Source organism: Collinsella sp. AF05-9 (genome assembly GCF_003465595.1).
GTDB lineage: Bacteria > Actinomycetota > Coriobacteriia > Coriobacteriales > Coriobacteriaceae > Collinsella.
This window is the reverse complement of the sequence record NZ_QSBB01000005.1, coordinates 1-15,085: the sequence shown is the minus strand read 5'-3', so window position 1 is coordinate 15,085 and position 15,085 is coordinate 1. Positions and strand designations below refer to the sequence as shown.

Annotated in this window: 13 protein-coding genes; 3 read left to right on the top strand and 10 right to left on the bottom strand. The window is 60.4% G+C overall.

The window, feature by feature from the left end:
• Nucleotides 1–210: 210 nt before the first annotated feature.
• Together DWV43_RS02680 and DWV43_RS02675 are read right to left on the bottom strand one after the other, a co-directional pair.
• Entirely contained in the window at nt 211–1,263 is a 1,053-nt protein-coding gene (locus DWV43_RS02680) for a branched-chain amino acid aminotransferase (RefSeq protein WP_117758006.1), read from the bottom strand.
• A gap of 289 nt (nt 1,264–1,552) precedes the next feature.
• Nucleotides 1,553–2,200 carry a DedA family protein gene (locus DWV43_RS02675; protein ID WP_117582947.1) on the bottom strand — a complete coding sequence of 216 codons (648 nt, stop codon included), beginning with the start codon at nt 2,198–2,200 and terminating at the stop codon, nt 1,553–1,555.
• A 224-nt stretch (nt 2,201–2,424) separates the two neighbouring features.
• Here DWV43_RS02675 and cysE point away from each other — a divergent pair, with 224 nt between their 5' ends.
• Nucleotides 2,425–3,129, top strand: coding sequence for a serine O-acetyltransferase (cysE, locus tag DWV43_RS02670; RefSeq protein WP_117817024.1), 705 nt, complete (start codon nt 2,425–2,427; stop codon nt 3,127–3,129).
• 108 nt (nt 3,130–3,237) lie between these two features.
• On the opposite strand, the gene DWV43_RS02665 is transcribed toward cysE, so the two are convergent.
• From DWV43_RS02665 to DWV43_RS02650, 4 genes are all read right to left on the bottom strand, one after another.
• Nucleotides 3,238–5,241, bottom strand: a complete 2,004-nt coding sequence (locus DWV43_RS02665; RefSeq protein WP_117817023.1) for an ABC transporter ATP-binding protein — start codon at nt 5,239–5,241, stop codon at nt 3,238–3,240.
• 1 nt (nt 5,242) lies between these two features.
• A complete protein-coding gene (locus DWV43_RS02660) occupies nt 5,243–6,967 on the bottom strand; it encodes an ABC transporter ATP-binding protein (protein ID WP_117817022.1) in 1,725 nt (574 codons plus the stop codon).
• Complete coding sequence (locus DWV43_RS02655) at nt 6,967–7,467, bottom strand: MarR family winged helix-turn-helix transcriptional regulator (protein WP_147334521.1); 501 nt, start codon at nt 7,465–7,467, stop codon at nt 6,967–6,969. The genes DWV43_RS02660 and DWV43_RS02655 overlap by 1 nt, the downstream gene beginning before the upstream one ends.
• A gap of 178 nt (nt 7,468–7,645) precedes the next feature.
• The gene (locus tag DWV43_RS02650; RefSeq protein WP_197032830.1) at nt 7,646–7,936 is read right to left on the bottom strand and encodes a CDP-alcohol phosphatidyltransferase; all 291 of its coding nucleotides are present in this window, start codon (nt 7,934–7,936) and stop codon (nt 7,646–7,648) included.
• 294 nt (nt 7,937–8,230) lie between these two features.
• Between DWV43_RS02650 and DWV43_RS02645 the strand changes: the two genes are divergently transcribed.
• A complete protein-coding gene (locus DWV43_RS02645) occupies nt 8,231–8,752 on the top strand; it encodes a nitroreductase family protein (RefSeq protein WP_117817020.1) in 522 nt (173 codons plus the stop codon).
• 63 nt (nt 8,753–8,815) lie between these two features.
• Here the strand turns inward: DWV43_RS02645 and DWV43_RS02640 are convergent, their stop codons facing one another.
• The 3 genes from DWV43_RS02640 to DWV43_RS02630 form a co-directional block, all read right to left on the bottom strand.
• Nucleotides 8,816–9,391, bottom strand: coding sequence for a hypothetical protein (locus DWV43_RS02640; protein WP_147334520.1), 576 nt, complete (start codon nt 9,389–9,391; stop codon nt 8,816–8,818).
• Between the two features lie 84 nt (nt 9,392–9,475).
• A complete protein-coding gene (locus tag DWV43_RS02635; RefSeq protein ID WP_117817018.1) occupies nt 9,476–10,693 on the bottom strand; it encodes a helix-turn-helix domain-containing protein in 1,218 nt (405 codons plus the stop codon).
• Between the two features lie 273 nt (nt 10,694–10,966).
• On the bottom strand, nt 10,967–12,001 hold the full coding sequence (locus DWV43_RS02630; RefSeq protein ID WP_117817017.1) for a YeiH family protein: 1,035 nt from the start codon (nt 11,999–12,001) through the stop codon (nt 10,967–10,969).
• 193 nt (nt 12,002–12,194) lie between these two features.
• Between DWV43_RS02630 and DWV43_RS02625 the strand changes: the two genes are divergently transcribed.
• Nucleotides 12,195–12,896 (top strand): GntR family transcriptional regulator, encoded by a 702-nt coding sequence (locus DWV43_RS02625; protein WP_050766156.1) that lies wholly within the window; start codon nt 12,195–12,197, stop codon nt 12,894–12,896.
• A gap of 111 nt (nt 12,897–13,007) precedes the next feature.
• Here the strand turns inward: DWV43_RS02625 and glmS are convergent, their stop codons facing one another.
• Complete coding sequence (gene glmS / locus DWV43_RS02620) at nt 13,008–14,855, bottom strand: glutamine--fructose-6-phosphate transaminase (isomerizing) (RefSeq protein ID WP_117817016.1); 1,848 nt, start codon at nt 14,853–14,855, stop codon at nt 13,008–13,010.
• Between the last annotated feature and the right edge of the window lie 230 nt (nt 14,856–15,085).

Below are 15,085 nucleotides of genomic sequence, written 5' to 3'. Positions count from 1 at the left end.
CAAAAAACCCCCCGCGCCATCTTTAATTCAGATCTATATTGCCCGTAACGGCAGCGCCGAGGTAACGCAGGCCCGAGGGCGGCCTTCCTTTCCGGCGCACTCCGCAGGACGAAAGAACCTCCGCCGCACGAAGTGCGCAGCGGAGGTTCTTTCATGTCCGAGGACGCGCCGGAAAGGAAGGCCGCCCTCGGGCCGGACAGCTAAGACAGCTTACGCGACGGTGTAAACCCAGTTGTGCTTATCCTCGACAGCACCAGACTGGATGCCCGTCAGGGTCTCGCGGAGCCTCTTCATCACAGGACCGATCTCGGTGTAGCCAGCCGGGAAGGTCACAGTCTCGTCGGCACCGTAGACCTTGTTGTCGATCTCGCCGACCGGGGAGATAACGGCAGCGGTGCCGCACAGACCGCACTCAACAAAGGTGCCGGCCTTAACCTCGGCCCACTCGACGGGACGCTGGTCGACGGTCATGCCCAGGTCCTGAGCAACCTGAACGAGCGAACGGCGGGTGATGGAGGGAAGAATGGAGTCGGTGTGCGACTGCGGGACAACAAGCGTGCCATCTTCCTTCACGAACAGGATGTTGGCGCCACCGGTCTCCTCGACATAGGTGCGGGACTCGGAGTCGAGATACAGGTTCTCGGCATAGCCCTCGCGGTGAGCCTCCATCGTGGGCTTCAGGGACATGGCGTAGTTGAGGCCGGCCTTGATGTTGCCGGTGCCGTGCGGTGCGGCGCGGTCGTACTCGGAAACGCGCAGCTTGACAGGCTTGAGGCCGCCCTTAAAGTACGGACCGACCGGGGTCACGAGAATACGGAACGTGTACTCAGGAGCGGGAGCCACGCCGATCACGTCACCGGAGCCGATCATAAATGGACGCACGTACAGGGTTGCGCCGGAACCGAAGGGCGGAACCCATGCGGCGTTGGCAGAGACGACCTGCTTGACGGCCTCGACAAACTTATCCTTGGGGAACGGGGGCATCTCCAGACGCTGGGCGGAGTTGTACATACGCTCGGCGTTCATGTCGGGACGGAAGCAGACGATGCTGCCGTCCTCGGCGGTGTAGGCCTTCAGGCCCTCAAAGACCTCCTGGCAGTAGTGGAAGATACCGCCGCACTCGGAGACGTGCAGGGTGTGGTCGGTGGTCAGGCCGCCCTCGTCCCACTCGCCATCCTTCCAATGAGCCTCGTAGCTGTAATCGGTCTTCATGTAGCCAAAGCCGAGGCTACCCCAATCGATATCTTTCTTCTCGACAGTCATATGTCGCTCCTTACATACGCGGTTGCATACTCGCGAACCCGCACGCAAGGACCGAAGCAGGCCGCGTCGCAACGTCGCATACCCGGAGCGTAGAGCCGGGCAGGACACGCGGGCAGCATCAAAGCCGATGGCGCGTCGATTCGCATGCAGGTGATTGTACTCCCCGCACGCCTTGGATAAAACGCTTTTCTTTAACTAAGTAAAGTATTTTCATTTGCCTTCAACACAAAAGGCCCGCCATCGAATCCGATGACGGGCCTTGGAATTAACATCCGAAAACAAGCTCGGACTAGGCGTTCTTTTTACCGAGCTTAGCCTTAACCAGACCGACCACGGTCGGGATGATCGACACGGCGACGATGCCGATAATCAGCAGCTCAAAGTGCTCCTGCACAAAGGGAATGCCGCCAAAGAAGTAGCCCAGCAGAGTGAAGACCGTCGACCAGGTAATGCCGCCCAGCACGTTAAAGATGACAAAGTTGCGCCAGTGCATGCCGCCCATGCCGGCGATGAAAGGCACAAAGGTGCGGATAAACGGGAAGAAGCGACCCAGGAAGATGGCCAGGTGGCCCCACTTGTCCAGGAAGTCCTCGGACTTTTTGATACGCTCGGGCGTCATGGCCTTCACCTTGCCCGAGGCGATGATCTTTTGGCCAAAGAAATGACCGATCATAAAGTTGCACTGATCGCCCAAGATAGCAGCCGTCCATGCGACGGCCAGCAGAGCCACGATGTTAAAGCCGCCGTTGTGGGCAAAGAAACCTGAGGCAAACAGCAGCGAATCGCCGGGAAGGAACGGGAAGAACACCACGCCCGTCTCGATAAAGATGATCAGGAACACGCAGCCATAGGCCATAAGCGGGCCGGCAGCGATCCAGCTGGCGATCGCGGTGCGCGGATCCTTAAGCAGCTCGGCGATAAAATTGATGAAACCCATGAAGTAAAACCTCTCAGTTGTGGGCGCGGACACGTCCAAGTTGACCAGTATACGGTTGTGACGCGGCAACGCACACGACCTTACAAAAGCGTGACTTCATTACCAGCAAGTTTGCATAATTGACACCTGTCGCGCAAAGCCGAGCAAGATTGCTCTTCCTAATCCCTAGCGAATCGCTATACTTTATTGAATTGCATTGTCGCGGCGCTAAGGGAGGGCGGCCGGTGAGCTTTATCAATACCATTCGCGAGGACATCAAGACCGTCCAGGCACAGGACCCCGCCGCGCAAAACGGCCTAGTCATCTTCCTTTCTTACCCCGGCCTGCACGCCAAGTGGAACCACGTGCCCGAGCACTGGCTGTGGGAACATGGACATCGCTCGCTCGCCCGCGTGCTCTCGCAAATCACCCGCCATATCACTGGCGTCGAGATTCATCCTGCCGCACAGATCGGCAAGCATTTCTTTATCGACCACGCCATGGGCGTTGTCATCGGCGAAACCGCCATTGTGGGCGACAACTGCGTGCTCTATCAGGGCGTCACACTTGGCGGCACCGGCAACGAGACCGGCAAGCGCCACCCCACCCTGGGCAACAACGTCACCGTGGGCACAGGCGCCAAGGTGCTCGGCAACATTCGCATTGGCAACAACGTCAAAATCGGCGGCAACTCGGTTGTCGTCAAAGACGTGCCCGACAACTGCACCGTCGTGGGCGTGCCCGGCCGCATTATCAAACGCAACGGCTGCCGCGTGTTCAAGGAGACCTTCGACGCCAAGCAGCATCGCGAGTACATGCCCGACGACGCAGCCGAGCAAAGCGCCCTCAACCGCCAAGGCATCACCGAGAACGCACGCCGGGTCAAAGAGCTCGAGCAAGAGGTGGCCGAGCTTAAGGCCCTCGTCGCCAAACTCGTGGACGAACGCTAAAAGCGGACGGCCGCCGACAACATCGACGCCAACGCAAAGGCGCGCCAGGGAATCCATCCCCGGCGCGCCTTATTCCTGATGTGACAAAGGGACTATTCCTTTGTCACATTATGCGAACTGGCTCAGATAGAGGTCGGCGTAGGCGCCCTCGACTGCCAGCAGCTCCTTATGCGTGCCCTGCTCGATGATATTGCCGTGATCCATGACCAGAATCAGGTCGGCATCCACGATCGTCGACAGGCGATGCGCGATCACAAAACTTGTGCGCCCACGCATAAGTGCGTCCATGGCGCGGCCGATGGCAAGCTCGGTGCGCGTATCCACGCTCGACGTCGCCTCGTCCAGGATGAGAATCGCCGGGTTGTTGAGCAGCACGCGTGCGATGGTTAGCAGCTGACGCTGGCCCTGGCTGATGCTTTCGGCATCGTTGGCTACGCGCGTGTCGTAGCCCTGAGGCATGGTGCGCACAAAGAAGTCGACCTGGGCGGCGCGAGCGGCCGCAGCAATCTCCTCGCGCGTTGCCTCGGGGCAGCCGTAGGCGATGTTCTCGGCAATCGTGCCGTCGAACAGCCAGGCGTCCTGTAGCACCATGCCAAACTGCTGCCGTAGCTCGCCGCGGTCCATGAGGCGCGTATCCACACCGTCAAGCGTAATACGGCCGCCGTCGATCTCGTAAAAGCGCATGAGCAGGTTGATGAGCGTCGTCTTGCCTGCGCCCGTGGTTCCCACCACGGCAATCTTCTGGCCCGGCTCGGCGGTAAACGACACGTCGCGCATGAGCGGCTTGTCGGGCGCATAGCCAAAGCGCACGTGCTCAAAAGCGACGCGGCCCTCAATGCGACCCGGCAGCTTGGCGGCGACCGCCGGCAGCGGATCGGCTTCCATCTCGGACTCGTCGAGCAGGTCGAACACGCGCTCCGCACTCGCCAGCGCGCTCTGCAGCGAGTTAAAGGTAAACGACAGCTGCGTCATGGGCTCGGACGCCTCGTAGATAAACTGGAAGAACGCCTGGAACACGCCGACGGTCATATGCCCGGCAACCAACATGCTGCAGCCCACAAGCGCAATCACGATCTGCGCCAAGCGGCCGATAAAGCGCACCGCGGGACCGACGGCGTTAATCATAAAGTCGGCCTTGGTGCTCACGCGCGCCAGCTCCTTCGAAGCCTCGTGCACCTCGACAGAGCTCTGGTGCTCGCGGTTAAACGCACGAATCACCAGACGGCCCGAGTAGCCCTCCTCGACCGCGCTCGTAATCTTGGACACCCACTCCTGGCGCTCGCCCGTCACATCGTGCGTGCGGCGCGACACGACCTTCGTCACCAGCAGCGAAAGCGCCGTAAAGAACAAAAAGACGAGCGTGAGCGGCACGCTAAACACGAACATCACGCTCACGGCGCCCACCACGGTACCGATCGACACCAGCAGCTGCAGCAAGCCGCGCTGCATGCTCTCGGACATCTTGTCCAAGTCGTTGGTCGCACGGCTGACGACCTCGCCGGGACGATGCGCGTCAAAGTAGGCAAGCGGCAGACGGTTGAGCTTTTGTGCGATGCGGTTGCGTAGGCGCAGGTTGAGGCGTTCGGCCACGCTCGACATCAAAAAGCTCTGGAGCGCGTAGAACGAGGCAGCAGCCGTCCAAATCATAAAGTAGATGAAGATGGTCCTGCCGCAGTTCTCCCAGGTAATGCTGAAGGTAGTGTTGTTGGCAAACGCCAACTTCATGTGCCCCCACAGCTCATCGATCACGCGAGCACTATATGCCGGTGCAGCGGTGTTAAAGATGGCATAGAACACAATGCTCGCGAACACGATATAGAAGCGCCAATGGTCGCCGGCGGCCTCGCTCCACAGGCGGCGCACCGTCGCCCAGGTGTCGCGGGGCGTCTCGTCCTCGTCCCCGTCGTCAACGTCGCGCATGCGCTCTGCCTCAGCGCGGGCGCGCTCGTCCTCGGCGCGCTCGTTTTCCTCGTAGAGTGCCTGGCGGCGAGCCTCGCGCTCGGCCGCAGCCCTGGCGGCTTCGTCCAGGCCGGGCGTGGCGCCCGCCTCCTCGACTGTCTCTGCAACCGCGGCGTCATCGGCAATTCCCTGCTTCTTGAGCTCCTCGGTCATACTACTCACCTCCCTTCATCTGCGATTCCGCGATAGCGCGGTACACCTCGCAGGTTTCCATGAGCTCGTCGTGCGTGCCTAGGCCCACGATCTCGCCGTCTTTGAGCACCACGATCTGATCGGCATGCAAAATAGTCGAGATGCGCTGGGCGATGATGAGCACCGCGGCATCGCACGTCTCGTCCTGCAGCGCATGGCGCAGCGCCGCATCGGTCTTAAAGTCCAGGGCCGAAAAACTGTCGTCGAAGATATACAGATCGGCATGCTTCATGAGTGCGCGGGCAATCGCCAGGCGCTGGCGCTGACCACCCGAGAAGTTCGTGCCGCCCTGGGCCACCGGCGTATCGAGCCCCTGCGGCTGGTCGAGCACAAAGGTGCTCTGGGCAACCTCCAGCGCATGGAGCATGTCAGCCTCGGTCGCACCCTCGTTACCAAAGCGCAGGTTGCTCGCCACCGTACCCGAGAACAGCCATGCCTTCTGCGGCACATAGGCGATACGCCCGCGGATGTCGTCTTGCGAAAGGTCGCGCAGGTCGACGCCGTTCAGGCGAATGGCGCCCTTCGTGGCATCGTGGAAGCGAAGCAAGAGCTTGGCCACCGTTGACTTGCCCGAGCCCGTTGAGCCCACGATCGCGGTCGTCTGTCCGCGGCGGCAGGCAAAACTCAGGTTGCACAGGGTGTCCTCGTCGGCATCGTCAAAACGGAACGACATGTGATCGAACACGGCCACCACGTCGGCCCCGCCTGCGGACTCAGGCGCCCCGTCGCCCAGCGTAGCCTTACCGTCCACGATGCTCGGCTCGATCTCGAGCACCTGTTGCGCACGGTTGAGGCACGCCGCGGCGCGCGGAAGCGTCAGCACCACCATCTGCGCCATCATCACAAAGAACAGGATCAGAATCGCGTACTCCAGCACGGCCGAAATGCTGCCGATTTGCATGGCATGGACGCCCACGCGGTTGCCGCCCACCCACAGCACCGCCACCTCGGCGATGTTCATCAAAAAGAAGCTGGAGCTGTCGAGACCCACAAACAGGTGGTTGACCTTGATGGCGTTGGCCGCGTAATCGCTAAACACCTCGTCCAGGCGCTGCTCCTCGTGGCGCTCCTTGTTAAATGCGCGGATGACGCGCACGCCCACGATGTTCTCGCGCAGCACCACGTTCATGCGGTCGATAAAGCTCTGCAGGCGCATAAAGATCGGCGCGGCGTTGGCAACGGTAAAGACCGCCGCCACCAGCACGATCGCAACGACCACGCCCAGCAGCGTGCCCATGGCAGGATCGATAAACCAGGCAAAGATGATGCCCGCCACGGCCAAGAACGGTACCGGCAGCACCAGCTGAATCGTCTGCAGGATCGCTTGCTGGATCACGTTGATGTCGTTGAGCGAGCGCGTGATCATCGAACCCGTGCCAAAGCGCTCAAAGTCGCTGGCGGACAGCTCGAGCGACTTATCGTAGACGGCGTTGCGGATGTCGCAGGCCACATTGGCCGCCAGACGGGCCGAAAGATAGCAGCCCAGCACCGCGCCGCCGCTGGCCATGCCGGTCGCGATGAGCATGTACAGACCGTTGCGCAAGATGTAATCGACGTCGCCCGTCGTGATGCCCGTGTTGACCATGTTCGCCAACATCGTGGGCACGAGCAGCGTACCGACGTTGTCGATTAGCAGCACCAGCAGCGTCACCGCGATCAGACCGCGGTACGGCCTCATAAACCTCATTAAGAGTCGCATGTCTCCCCCTCGCCCTTATCGTCAGCCTCGTTCTCGGCGGCAACTTGCCGTTTAAATGCCTCGCACTCTTCGTTAAGAACATGGGAAAACTTACCGACCAAGCGCATGATCTCGCGCTGTTCCCACGGCTCGAGCGCCTCGAATGCCTGCTGCTCGGCCTTTTGCGCCGGCAACGCGTAGTGCTTGGCAAACTGCACGCCTTCTTCGGTCAGTCGCACAACCTTGTTCTTACGACTGCCCTCGGCAAACTCCAACGTCGCGAGCCCTCGCGCCCTAAGCGTCTTGATCGCCGAATTGATGGTCTGTTTGCTGTAGAACCATTCACTCGTCAGCCGACTCACGGCAACGCTTCCACCCGCTGCACTCGTGTCGACGAGCATCCAGTAGGCGCAATCCGAAAGACCGCAGGTGCGCGCGAACTCCGAATAGATACGGACAAGCCCGTTGAGCATCCGGTCGAAATCGACCGGGCTAACTGTACTATTCATCTCTCCCGCCATTCGATAGTCCGAGTTTTGACTAATTAGGGTTTCAGGTTAGTCCGAGTTTTGACTATCGTCAAGGGCGGCCGTGCAAGACGTGCGACCCATAACAACATGTCGACAAAAAAGACCGCCGGCGCGGGGGCGGCGCCGGCGGTTGCAAGAAAATATCGATTGTTGGCTGTTACGCAGCGACGGCCTCGTAGACCGTGGCGCCCGAGAAGCTGTCGTGCAGGCTCTTGCCACAGATCCACGGCAGTTCGACGACCTCGCAGACCGTGTTGACCAGCTCGGAGCAGTCAGTAAAGTGGCCCTTATCGTTGAGGGCCTCGCAATCCTGAACACGCCAATAGCCATCGGTGTGCGTGATGTAGTACTCGTGATCATCAATCGTCACAAAAGCGCGCGTCTTGGAACGCAGCAGCTTCAGAAATCCTTCGAAGTCGGTCTCGACGACATCTCCAGCCTGGAACATGATGTTACCTCCTGGCCCGGCGCCACCACGGCGCATTGATAAACGTTGGTACTCCTTTAGTAAAACCTTTATCAGAGGTTATGCGTTCGTCATTTAGGCAAGTGGTAAAAAACCGCAGGGTAGACGGGATAAAACGTTTAACCATCCCATTTGTTTGTCACATTCTGAAGGTACTTTTATGCAAACCTACTTTTCCAATTGGAATCTACCCTTTTGGCCGGGCAATTGACCGTCTATCGTTTGAGCCCGACGGGTATGAACGGGGCATCTGCAACGCCACCGCAAGGAGACACCATGGAGACTATCGAAGCACTCATCCACCGCCGCAGCTGCCGCAAATACAGCGATCGTCCCGTCGAGGCCGAAAAGCTTGCACGCATTATCGAAGCCGGCCAATATGCACCGAGCGGCATGGGCCGCCAACCGGTGACGTTTGTCGCCGTCACCGACCCCGCGACCGTCGAGCGTCTCTCACGGCTCAACGCCCAGGTCATGGGCAGCAACGGCGACCCCTTCTATGGCGCCAAGACCGTTGTGGTGGTGCTGGTCGACCGCAACGTGCCCACGCATCTGGAAGACGGCTCGCTCGCCATGGGCAACTTGCTCAACGCCGCCTATGCACTGGGTGTCGATTCATGCTGGATTCACCGCGCGCATGAGGTCTTTGACTCACCCGAGGGCCTGGAACTGCTGGCCAGCTGGAGCCTGCCCGCCGACGGCAGCCTGCGCGGTGTCGGTCACTGCATTCTGGGCTATGCCGAGGACACGCTACCCGAGCCCAAACCCCGCCGCGACAACGTCGTCTACGTAAGGTAACCCAGGAGCGTCATAGGGGTAGCTAATTTGGGACGGGGCTATTTTAGCCACCCCACTCGCAACTTATCTTGCCGATGGAGTTGTCGTCGTTTCGTTCGTGTGGGTCGTTTCGGCGCCGTCGCCCTGTTCGCCCTCGTCCTTTTGAGCGTCGGCGATGGTGGAGGCCGCCGCGACGATGCCGCGCTGGGGTGCGACGCCCGTCTGGGTCTGAGCGCCCTCGACAACTTCTGTGCCTGCATGCGCGAGCTCGGGCGATTTAAACACCGCGTCCAAGTTGGCGCCACCGCCGGCGTAGCCAAGCGCAGCGAGTGCGATGACGATCACTGCAACGACGACCGCGATCGGCACATAACGATGCCAACCAGCAGGATTGAGCCCACTGCGGCGAGCCGCCCCGCGGCTGATGTAGCCGAGCGTGCCGTCGTGCTTGAGCTTTGAGCCCACCACGCGTTTGCGGCCCCACAGCGAGGACTCTGCCTGCATTGCCAAGCGGGCACCTGTCGAAGGATAGCCGTATTTAGTGCGCTTGAACGAGCCGTCAAACCCCGAGGCGTGTTTACCCCACGTCACCGATGTTGTGCGTCGGTTGACCGGCGCGGCACTCCGCCTTCTGCGGCTCGGTTTTGAAGTCTCAGCCATATGCCCTCGCACGCCGTAACCAAATCGAAACAATAACGCTTTGGACTGTAGCACACGCGTCGCGCGCGGTCACGGGCGCCTCGCTCAACGGTCATCGTCCTTCAGCAAGCGCCACAGCGTTGTACGGCTTATGCCCAGCACCTCCGCCGCACGGGTTCGGTTGCCGTGGAGATGATCTACAACCAGATGCGCGATATCTCGCTCGGTATCGGCCAGCGGTCGCAGGATATACAGGTCGCTTTCGAGTGTCGGGGCGCCAAAGGTTGCGGTTTTAATCACGTCCTCTTGGGCGAGCACTTCCTCCGCCACAGCACGGTCCACCGTGCCCGCCCCCACCAATATATACAGTCGTTCCGAGACCTCGCGGAGCTGCAGATAATTGCGCGGCCAGCGGTAAGCATCGAGCGCCTTCGTCGCCGCGGCAGACAGCGTGGGCGCTGCCGTCCCAAATGCACCAGCGAGATATTCCAAATAGCGCGCAATCTTTTGCGACGTGGCTCCCTGCTCGACGATTGCCGGCGCCACGCTCACCGCACAGGCGAAGCGCTCGGTCACAAAGGCGGCTTGATCACTTTCGCTGCCGCCCGGCATGTCATTCGCCGTCAGCACCACATGGCAGCGCGTCGCCAACGCGGTGTCGGCCATCGTGGAAACGAGCTCGCGGAGACGCTGGGGGCCAACCGTGTTCCAGCCCTCAATGCAAAGTGTCAGCCCCGTTTGGAACAACGGCGATTCGGCGCTTTTGAGCAGATGGCGCCAGCCGCGATCCGTTAGCTCATCGAGCGCAACGGCAACAAAGGGCTGATCGACAAAAGGACCGTCCAGATAGAGGCGCATGGCAATCTCGACCTGACCCGCTCCCAGCTCGCCCTCGAGCATAAGGGGAACGCCGCGCGCGTAGCTCTCGGCGACCGGCACAGCTACCGAGGCCGCCCCCTCAACGATGCCGTACGCGCTCGATTCGTAGCGGGCCTCAACTTCGTCGGCGTTGAGCCACTCGATGCCCGCATGTACCGCGGCGCCGCGCACCTCGCGGACCACGACGACCCAAAGGCCCCCGCCCTCTTTGTCGGTGGGGCGAACGGTCAGGCTCAGGCGCGTACCCGCACGCCCCATAACCAGACGCGCGCCGTCTCCTATACGGTCGAGGCGCTCAGCGACAAAAGCCGCCACATCCCGCTCAAGCGCCGCGTCATTCATGGTCGAAATCGCGACGTCCCCACGCGCATCGATTGCCAATGCCGAGGCCCCGGCAGCAGCCAGGGCCTCGGTCAAGATGTTCAGCTTGGCATCGCTATCCATGATTTGCCCCTGTCCGCGGCGACGTGCAACCGCCGACGGTCGCACGACCGAGTGTTTCAAAATTGAACGATATTGCTCACCAAACACTATAGGGCAGAAAGCGCCGTCCTGCGAGTATAGGTGTTGCCCCGCATCGCCATCCTGGCGGGGCGATAAGAGCTCTTCGGGACTTATAAACCTGCGGACAAGCCATACCCGCAAGAGCTCCTATCGCTCCACCGCAGGCTTGCGCTCACCAGCAACCAGCAACCAGCACGCGAATAAGCTACTTCTCTACCAGATTCCCAGCACGTGCTGCATTCCCAAGCTCATGCACGCAATGCCAATCCAGCAGCAAAAGCCCAGCGCGATGGGCTTGCCGCCCTTTTTGACCAGCTCGACGATATCGGTATTAAAGCCAATAGCCGCCATGGCCATCACGATAAAGAACTTCGAAAGCTCCTTGATGGGCGCCGTAATGGACGTGGGAAGCTGAAACACCGTGGTGACCACGCTTGCCAGCACAAAGAACAGCACGAACATGGGAAACGCGCGTTTAAGCGAAAACGTGCTTTTGGCGTCGCCGCCGGCCTTACGCGCCAGATGCATCTGCCAGCATGCGAGGACCAACGTGATGGGAATAATGGCCAGCGTCCTGGTGAGCTTGACCACCGTGGCGCTCTCGAGCACATTGGCACCGGGATGCATACTGTCCCAAGCACTCGCCGCAGCCGTTACGGACGAGGTGTCGTTGATGGCGGTGCCGGCAAACAGGCCAAAGCCCTCGTTGGTCAGCCCGAGCATACCACCGAGCGTCGGAAACACGAGCGCCGCGATAACGTTAAACAGGAAGATGACCGAAATAGCCTGGGCAATCTCGCGATCGTCGGCATCGATGACGGGTGCGGTCGCGGCGATGGCAGAACCGCCGCAAATCGACGAACCCACACCCACAAGCGTCGAGATCTTACCCGGCACGTTCATAACGCGGCAGAGCACAAAGGCGATGACAAGCGAGGTCGAGATCGTCGCCACGATAATCGGCAGCGACTGGGCGCCCTTGGACAGAATCTGGGAGAGGTTCATGCCAAAGCCAAGCAGGATGACCGCATACTGCAAGATCTTTTTAGACGTATAGGTAACGCCGGCGGCAAGCGGCTCACGACGATGCTTGGGAAAGACAAGTGCCAGAACCATGCCGATGAGGATGGCGAATACCGGCCCGCCGACCACCTCGATCTGTTTGCCGAGCAGCGTTGCGGGAATGGCGATGATCAGGCAGAACAAAACGCCCTTCCAGCGCTCGCGTACGATATTTGCCAGTTGCATATGGGATTCCTTCTTTCTATTTCACGTTTGCGACGGCTTATGATACGGCAACATTGAGCGCAGCCTTGCGTAAACAAAGACTAAGATGCCGCAATAGTTCTTGGGCAACAGCCGAATTACCCACCGCGGAAAGCTGATTCGCGGCATAATTAACAACTGACATATGAGTTTGATAGAACAGTTGCGAGGCGCTATGGAAGAATCGATGCACGTCGGCGAGCAGGAAACGAGCCTACAGGACCAGTCCTACCACACCATTCGACGCAAAATCGTCTACCTGGACTACAAGCCGGGCGAAAAGCTGGGCGTCAAGCAACTTTGCGACGACCTGGATATGGGTCGCACGCCCGTGCGCGAGGCTTTGGTTCGCTTGGCGCAGGAAGGCCTGGTGCGCACCGTGCCCCAGAGTGGCACCTACGTCTCACCCATCAACCTCACCCTTGCCGAGAGTGCCTGTTACATCCGCGAACATCTGGAAAAGCAGGTGATTGTGGAGTGCTGTGCGCGAGCCACGTCGGCCGGCATCGAGCAGCTCGACCGCGCCATCGTGCTGCAGGAAAAGGCCATGGCCGAAGAGGATCGCATCGGTTTCTTTTTGAGCGACAACCTCATGCATCACATGATTTTTAGCATCGCATGCCGCAGCACCGTGTGGTCGTGGCTCGAGGAGACCAATGCCGACCTGGAGCGCTTCCGCTGGCTGCGCGCCGCCACGCAGGTTCTCGACAATCAGGACATCGTGAACGAGCACAAGCAGATTCGCCGCGCTATCGCCGGTCGCGACCCCATCGAAGCGAGCTTTTTGGTCAGCAAGCACCTGCACATGATGTTCCGCAACCAAACCGAGGTTCTGGACCAGTTCCCCGAGTACTTCGAGACCAGCAAGCTCCGCTAACCTGCCAAAAAGGGACAGGTTTATTTTGGCAGGTTTTATCTGGCCAAACGCAAAAGGCCCGACTCCGCTTGATGTGGAGCCGGGCCTTGGTCGTTAGAACGGCGGAACCAACTACTCTACCGTGACGCTCTTTGCCAGGTTACGGGGCTGGTCGACGTCGCAACCGCGCAGGATGGCCACCTCGCGGGCGAGCAGCTGCAGCGGAACGCTCGCCGTGATGGGACTGAACACGTCGCGGACGGCCGGCACGCGAATGATGCAATCGGCAATCTTGTTGATCTCCTCATCGCCCTCGGTGGCAACGACGATAACCTTGGCGCCACGCGCCTTGCACTCCATGAGGTTCGACACGGTCTTGTCATAGGTGGCGCTCTTGGTGGCCACGGCGATGACAGGGAAGCCCGGGTCGATCAAGGCAATGGGGCCGTGCTTCATCTCGCCGGCGGCGTAGGCCTCGGCGTGCAGGTAGCTGACCTCTTTGAGCTTGAGCGCGCCCTCGTAGGAGATAGCGGCACCCATGCCACGGCCCACGAACAGCGCCGACTGCGCGTCCTTGCACAGCAGGGCGGCCTCATGCACGGACTCGGTCTGGGTATCCAAAATCCACTGGATCTGCTCGGCCGTATCGGAAAGCTCGCGGAACAGCATACGCGCCTGCTTGGTGGTCAAGCGGTACTTGACCTGCGCCAACAGCAGAGCCAAAAGCGTCAGGCTCACGACCTGGCCGATAAAGCTCTTGGTCGAGGCGACCGCGATCTCCTTGTTGGCCTTGGTGTAGATAACGCCGTCGCTCTCACGCGCCACCGGGCTGCCCACCACGTTGGTGATGCCGAAGACCTTGGCGCCCTTGATGCGCGCGTCACGAATGGCGGCAAGGGTATCGGCCGTCTCGCCCGACTGGGACACGGCAACGACAAGCGTCGTCGGCGTAATGATGGGATTGCGATAGCGGAACTCGCTGGCCGCCTCAACCTCAGTAGGGATGCGAGCCCAGCCCTCGATAAGGTTCTTGGCAATGAGACCGGCATGGTAGCTGGTGCCGCAAGCGATCACGTAGACGCGGTCGATATCGTTGAGTTCCTCGAGCGAAAGGCCCAGCTCATCGATATCAAGCTCACCGGCGGGGGTCATGCGGCCCACCAGGGTATCGCGCACGACGCGCGGCTGCTCGTGAATCTCCTTGAGCATAAAGTCGGGGTAGCCGCCCTTTTCGGCCATGTCCAGATCCCAGTCGATATGGGTAACCTTAGGCTCAATCACATTGCCGGCCTCGTCGGTATACTCGACGCCTGCGGGCGTGAGCTTGGCAAACTGGCCGTCCTCGAGCACCACGACGTCGCGGGTTGCGTCGATGAGCGCGATGACATCGGAAGCAACATAAGAGCCGGTTTCGCCCGCGCCGACTACGATCGGGGAATCCTTGCGGGCCACGGCGATCACGCCGGGCTCGTCGGCGCACACGGCGGCCAAGCCATAGGCGCCCACCACGTGGGTGCAGGCCTCGCGCACGGAAGCCATCAGGTCGTGCGTCTCGGCATAGGCCTCTTCGATCAGATGCGCGAAGACCTCGGTATCGGTCTCGCTCTTAAAGTGATGGCCGCGGCCCTCCAGCTCTTCGCGCAGCTCGGCGAAGTTCTCGATGATGCCGTTGTGGACGATGGCGATACGGCCATCGCAGCTGGTGTGGGGATGGGCGTTAACGACGGAAGGCTTGCCGTGGGTAGCCCAGCGGGTGTGACCGATGCCGCAGGTAGCGTCGCTGTCGATGTTGGAAAGCTCGCTCTCCAGGCCCGCGACCTTGCCCACGCGACGGATGACGTCGAGGTGCGCCGCGGCGCCCTCGCCCACCTCGAGTGCGACGCCCGAGGAGTCATAGCCGCGATACTCCATACGTTTAAGACCCGTGACCAGGATGTTCTTTGCAATATCAGAGCCGGTGTAGCCGACGATTCCGCACATAGGATAAATCCCTTCGTCCGCGTGACTGCAAAACGTCCACGCACATGGGGCGCTGAGACGTATAACGTTCGAGTATTGTACTCACGCAGACGCAAGCTGATATACCAGAAGTGGTATCCCAACTTAGATACCACCCGATGCACACACGTCCAGCCGGTCCAAACCACCACAATGGGAACAGTGAACTGCCTCCCATTTCTTGGACATCGGGAAATGGGAGGTTTTCCATG

Bases quoted from the DNA above. Each gene is read 5' to 3' on its own strand.
- DWV43_RS02680 (WP_117758006.1), bottom strand. From the start codon at position 1,263: ATGACTGTCGAGAAGAAAGATATCGATTGGGGTAGCCTCGGCTTTGGC.
- DWV43_RS02675 (WP_117582947.1), bottom strand. From the start codon at position 2,200: ATGGGTTTCATCAATTTTATCGCCGAGCTGCTTAAGGATCCGCGCACC.
- DWV43_RS02665 (WP_117817023.1), bottom strand. From the start codon at position 5,241: ATGACCGAGGAGCTCAAGAAGCAGGGAATTGCCGATGACGCCGCGGTT.
- DWV43_RS02660 (WP_117817022.1), bottom strand. From the start codon at position 6,967: ATGAGGTTTATGAGGCCGTACCGCGGTCTGATCGCGGTGACGCTGCTG.
- DWV43_RS02655 (WP_147334521.1), bottom strand. From the start codon at position 7,467: ATGAATAGTACAGTTAGCCCGGTCGATTTCGACCGGATGCTCAACGGG.
- DWV43_RS02650 (WP_197032830.1), bottom strand. From the start codon at position 7,936: ATGTTCCAGGCTGGAGATGTCGTCGAGACCGACTTCGAAGGATTTCTG.
- DWV43_RS02645 (WP_117817020.1), top strand. From the start codon at position 8,231: ATGGAGACTATCGAAGCACTCATCCACCGCCGCAGCTGCCGCAAATAC.
- DWV43_RS02640 (WP_147334520.1), bottom strand. From the start codon at position 9,391: ATGGCTGAGACTTCAAAACCGAGCCGCAGAAGGCGGAGTGCCGCGCCG.
- DWV43_RS02635 (WP_117817018.1), bottom strand. From the start codon at position 10,693: ATGGATAGCGATGCCAAGCTGAACATCTTGACCGAGGCCCTGGCTGCT.
- DWV43_RS02630 (WP_117817017.1), bottom strand. From the start codon at position 12,001: ATGCAACTGGCAAATATCGTACGCGAGCGCTGGAAGGGCGTTTTGTTC.
- DWV43_RS02625 (WP_050766156.1), top strand. From the start codon at position 12,195: ATGGAAGAATCGATGCACGTCGGCGAGCAGGAAACGAGCCTACAGGAC.
- glmS (WP_117817016.1), bottom strand. From the start codon at position 14,855: ATGTGCGGAATCGTCGGCTACACCGGCTCTGATATTGCAAAGAACATC.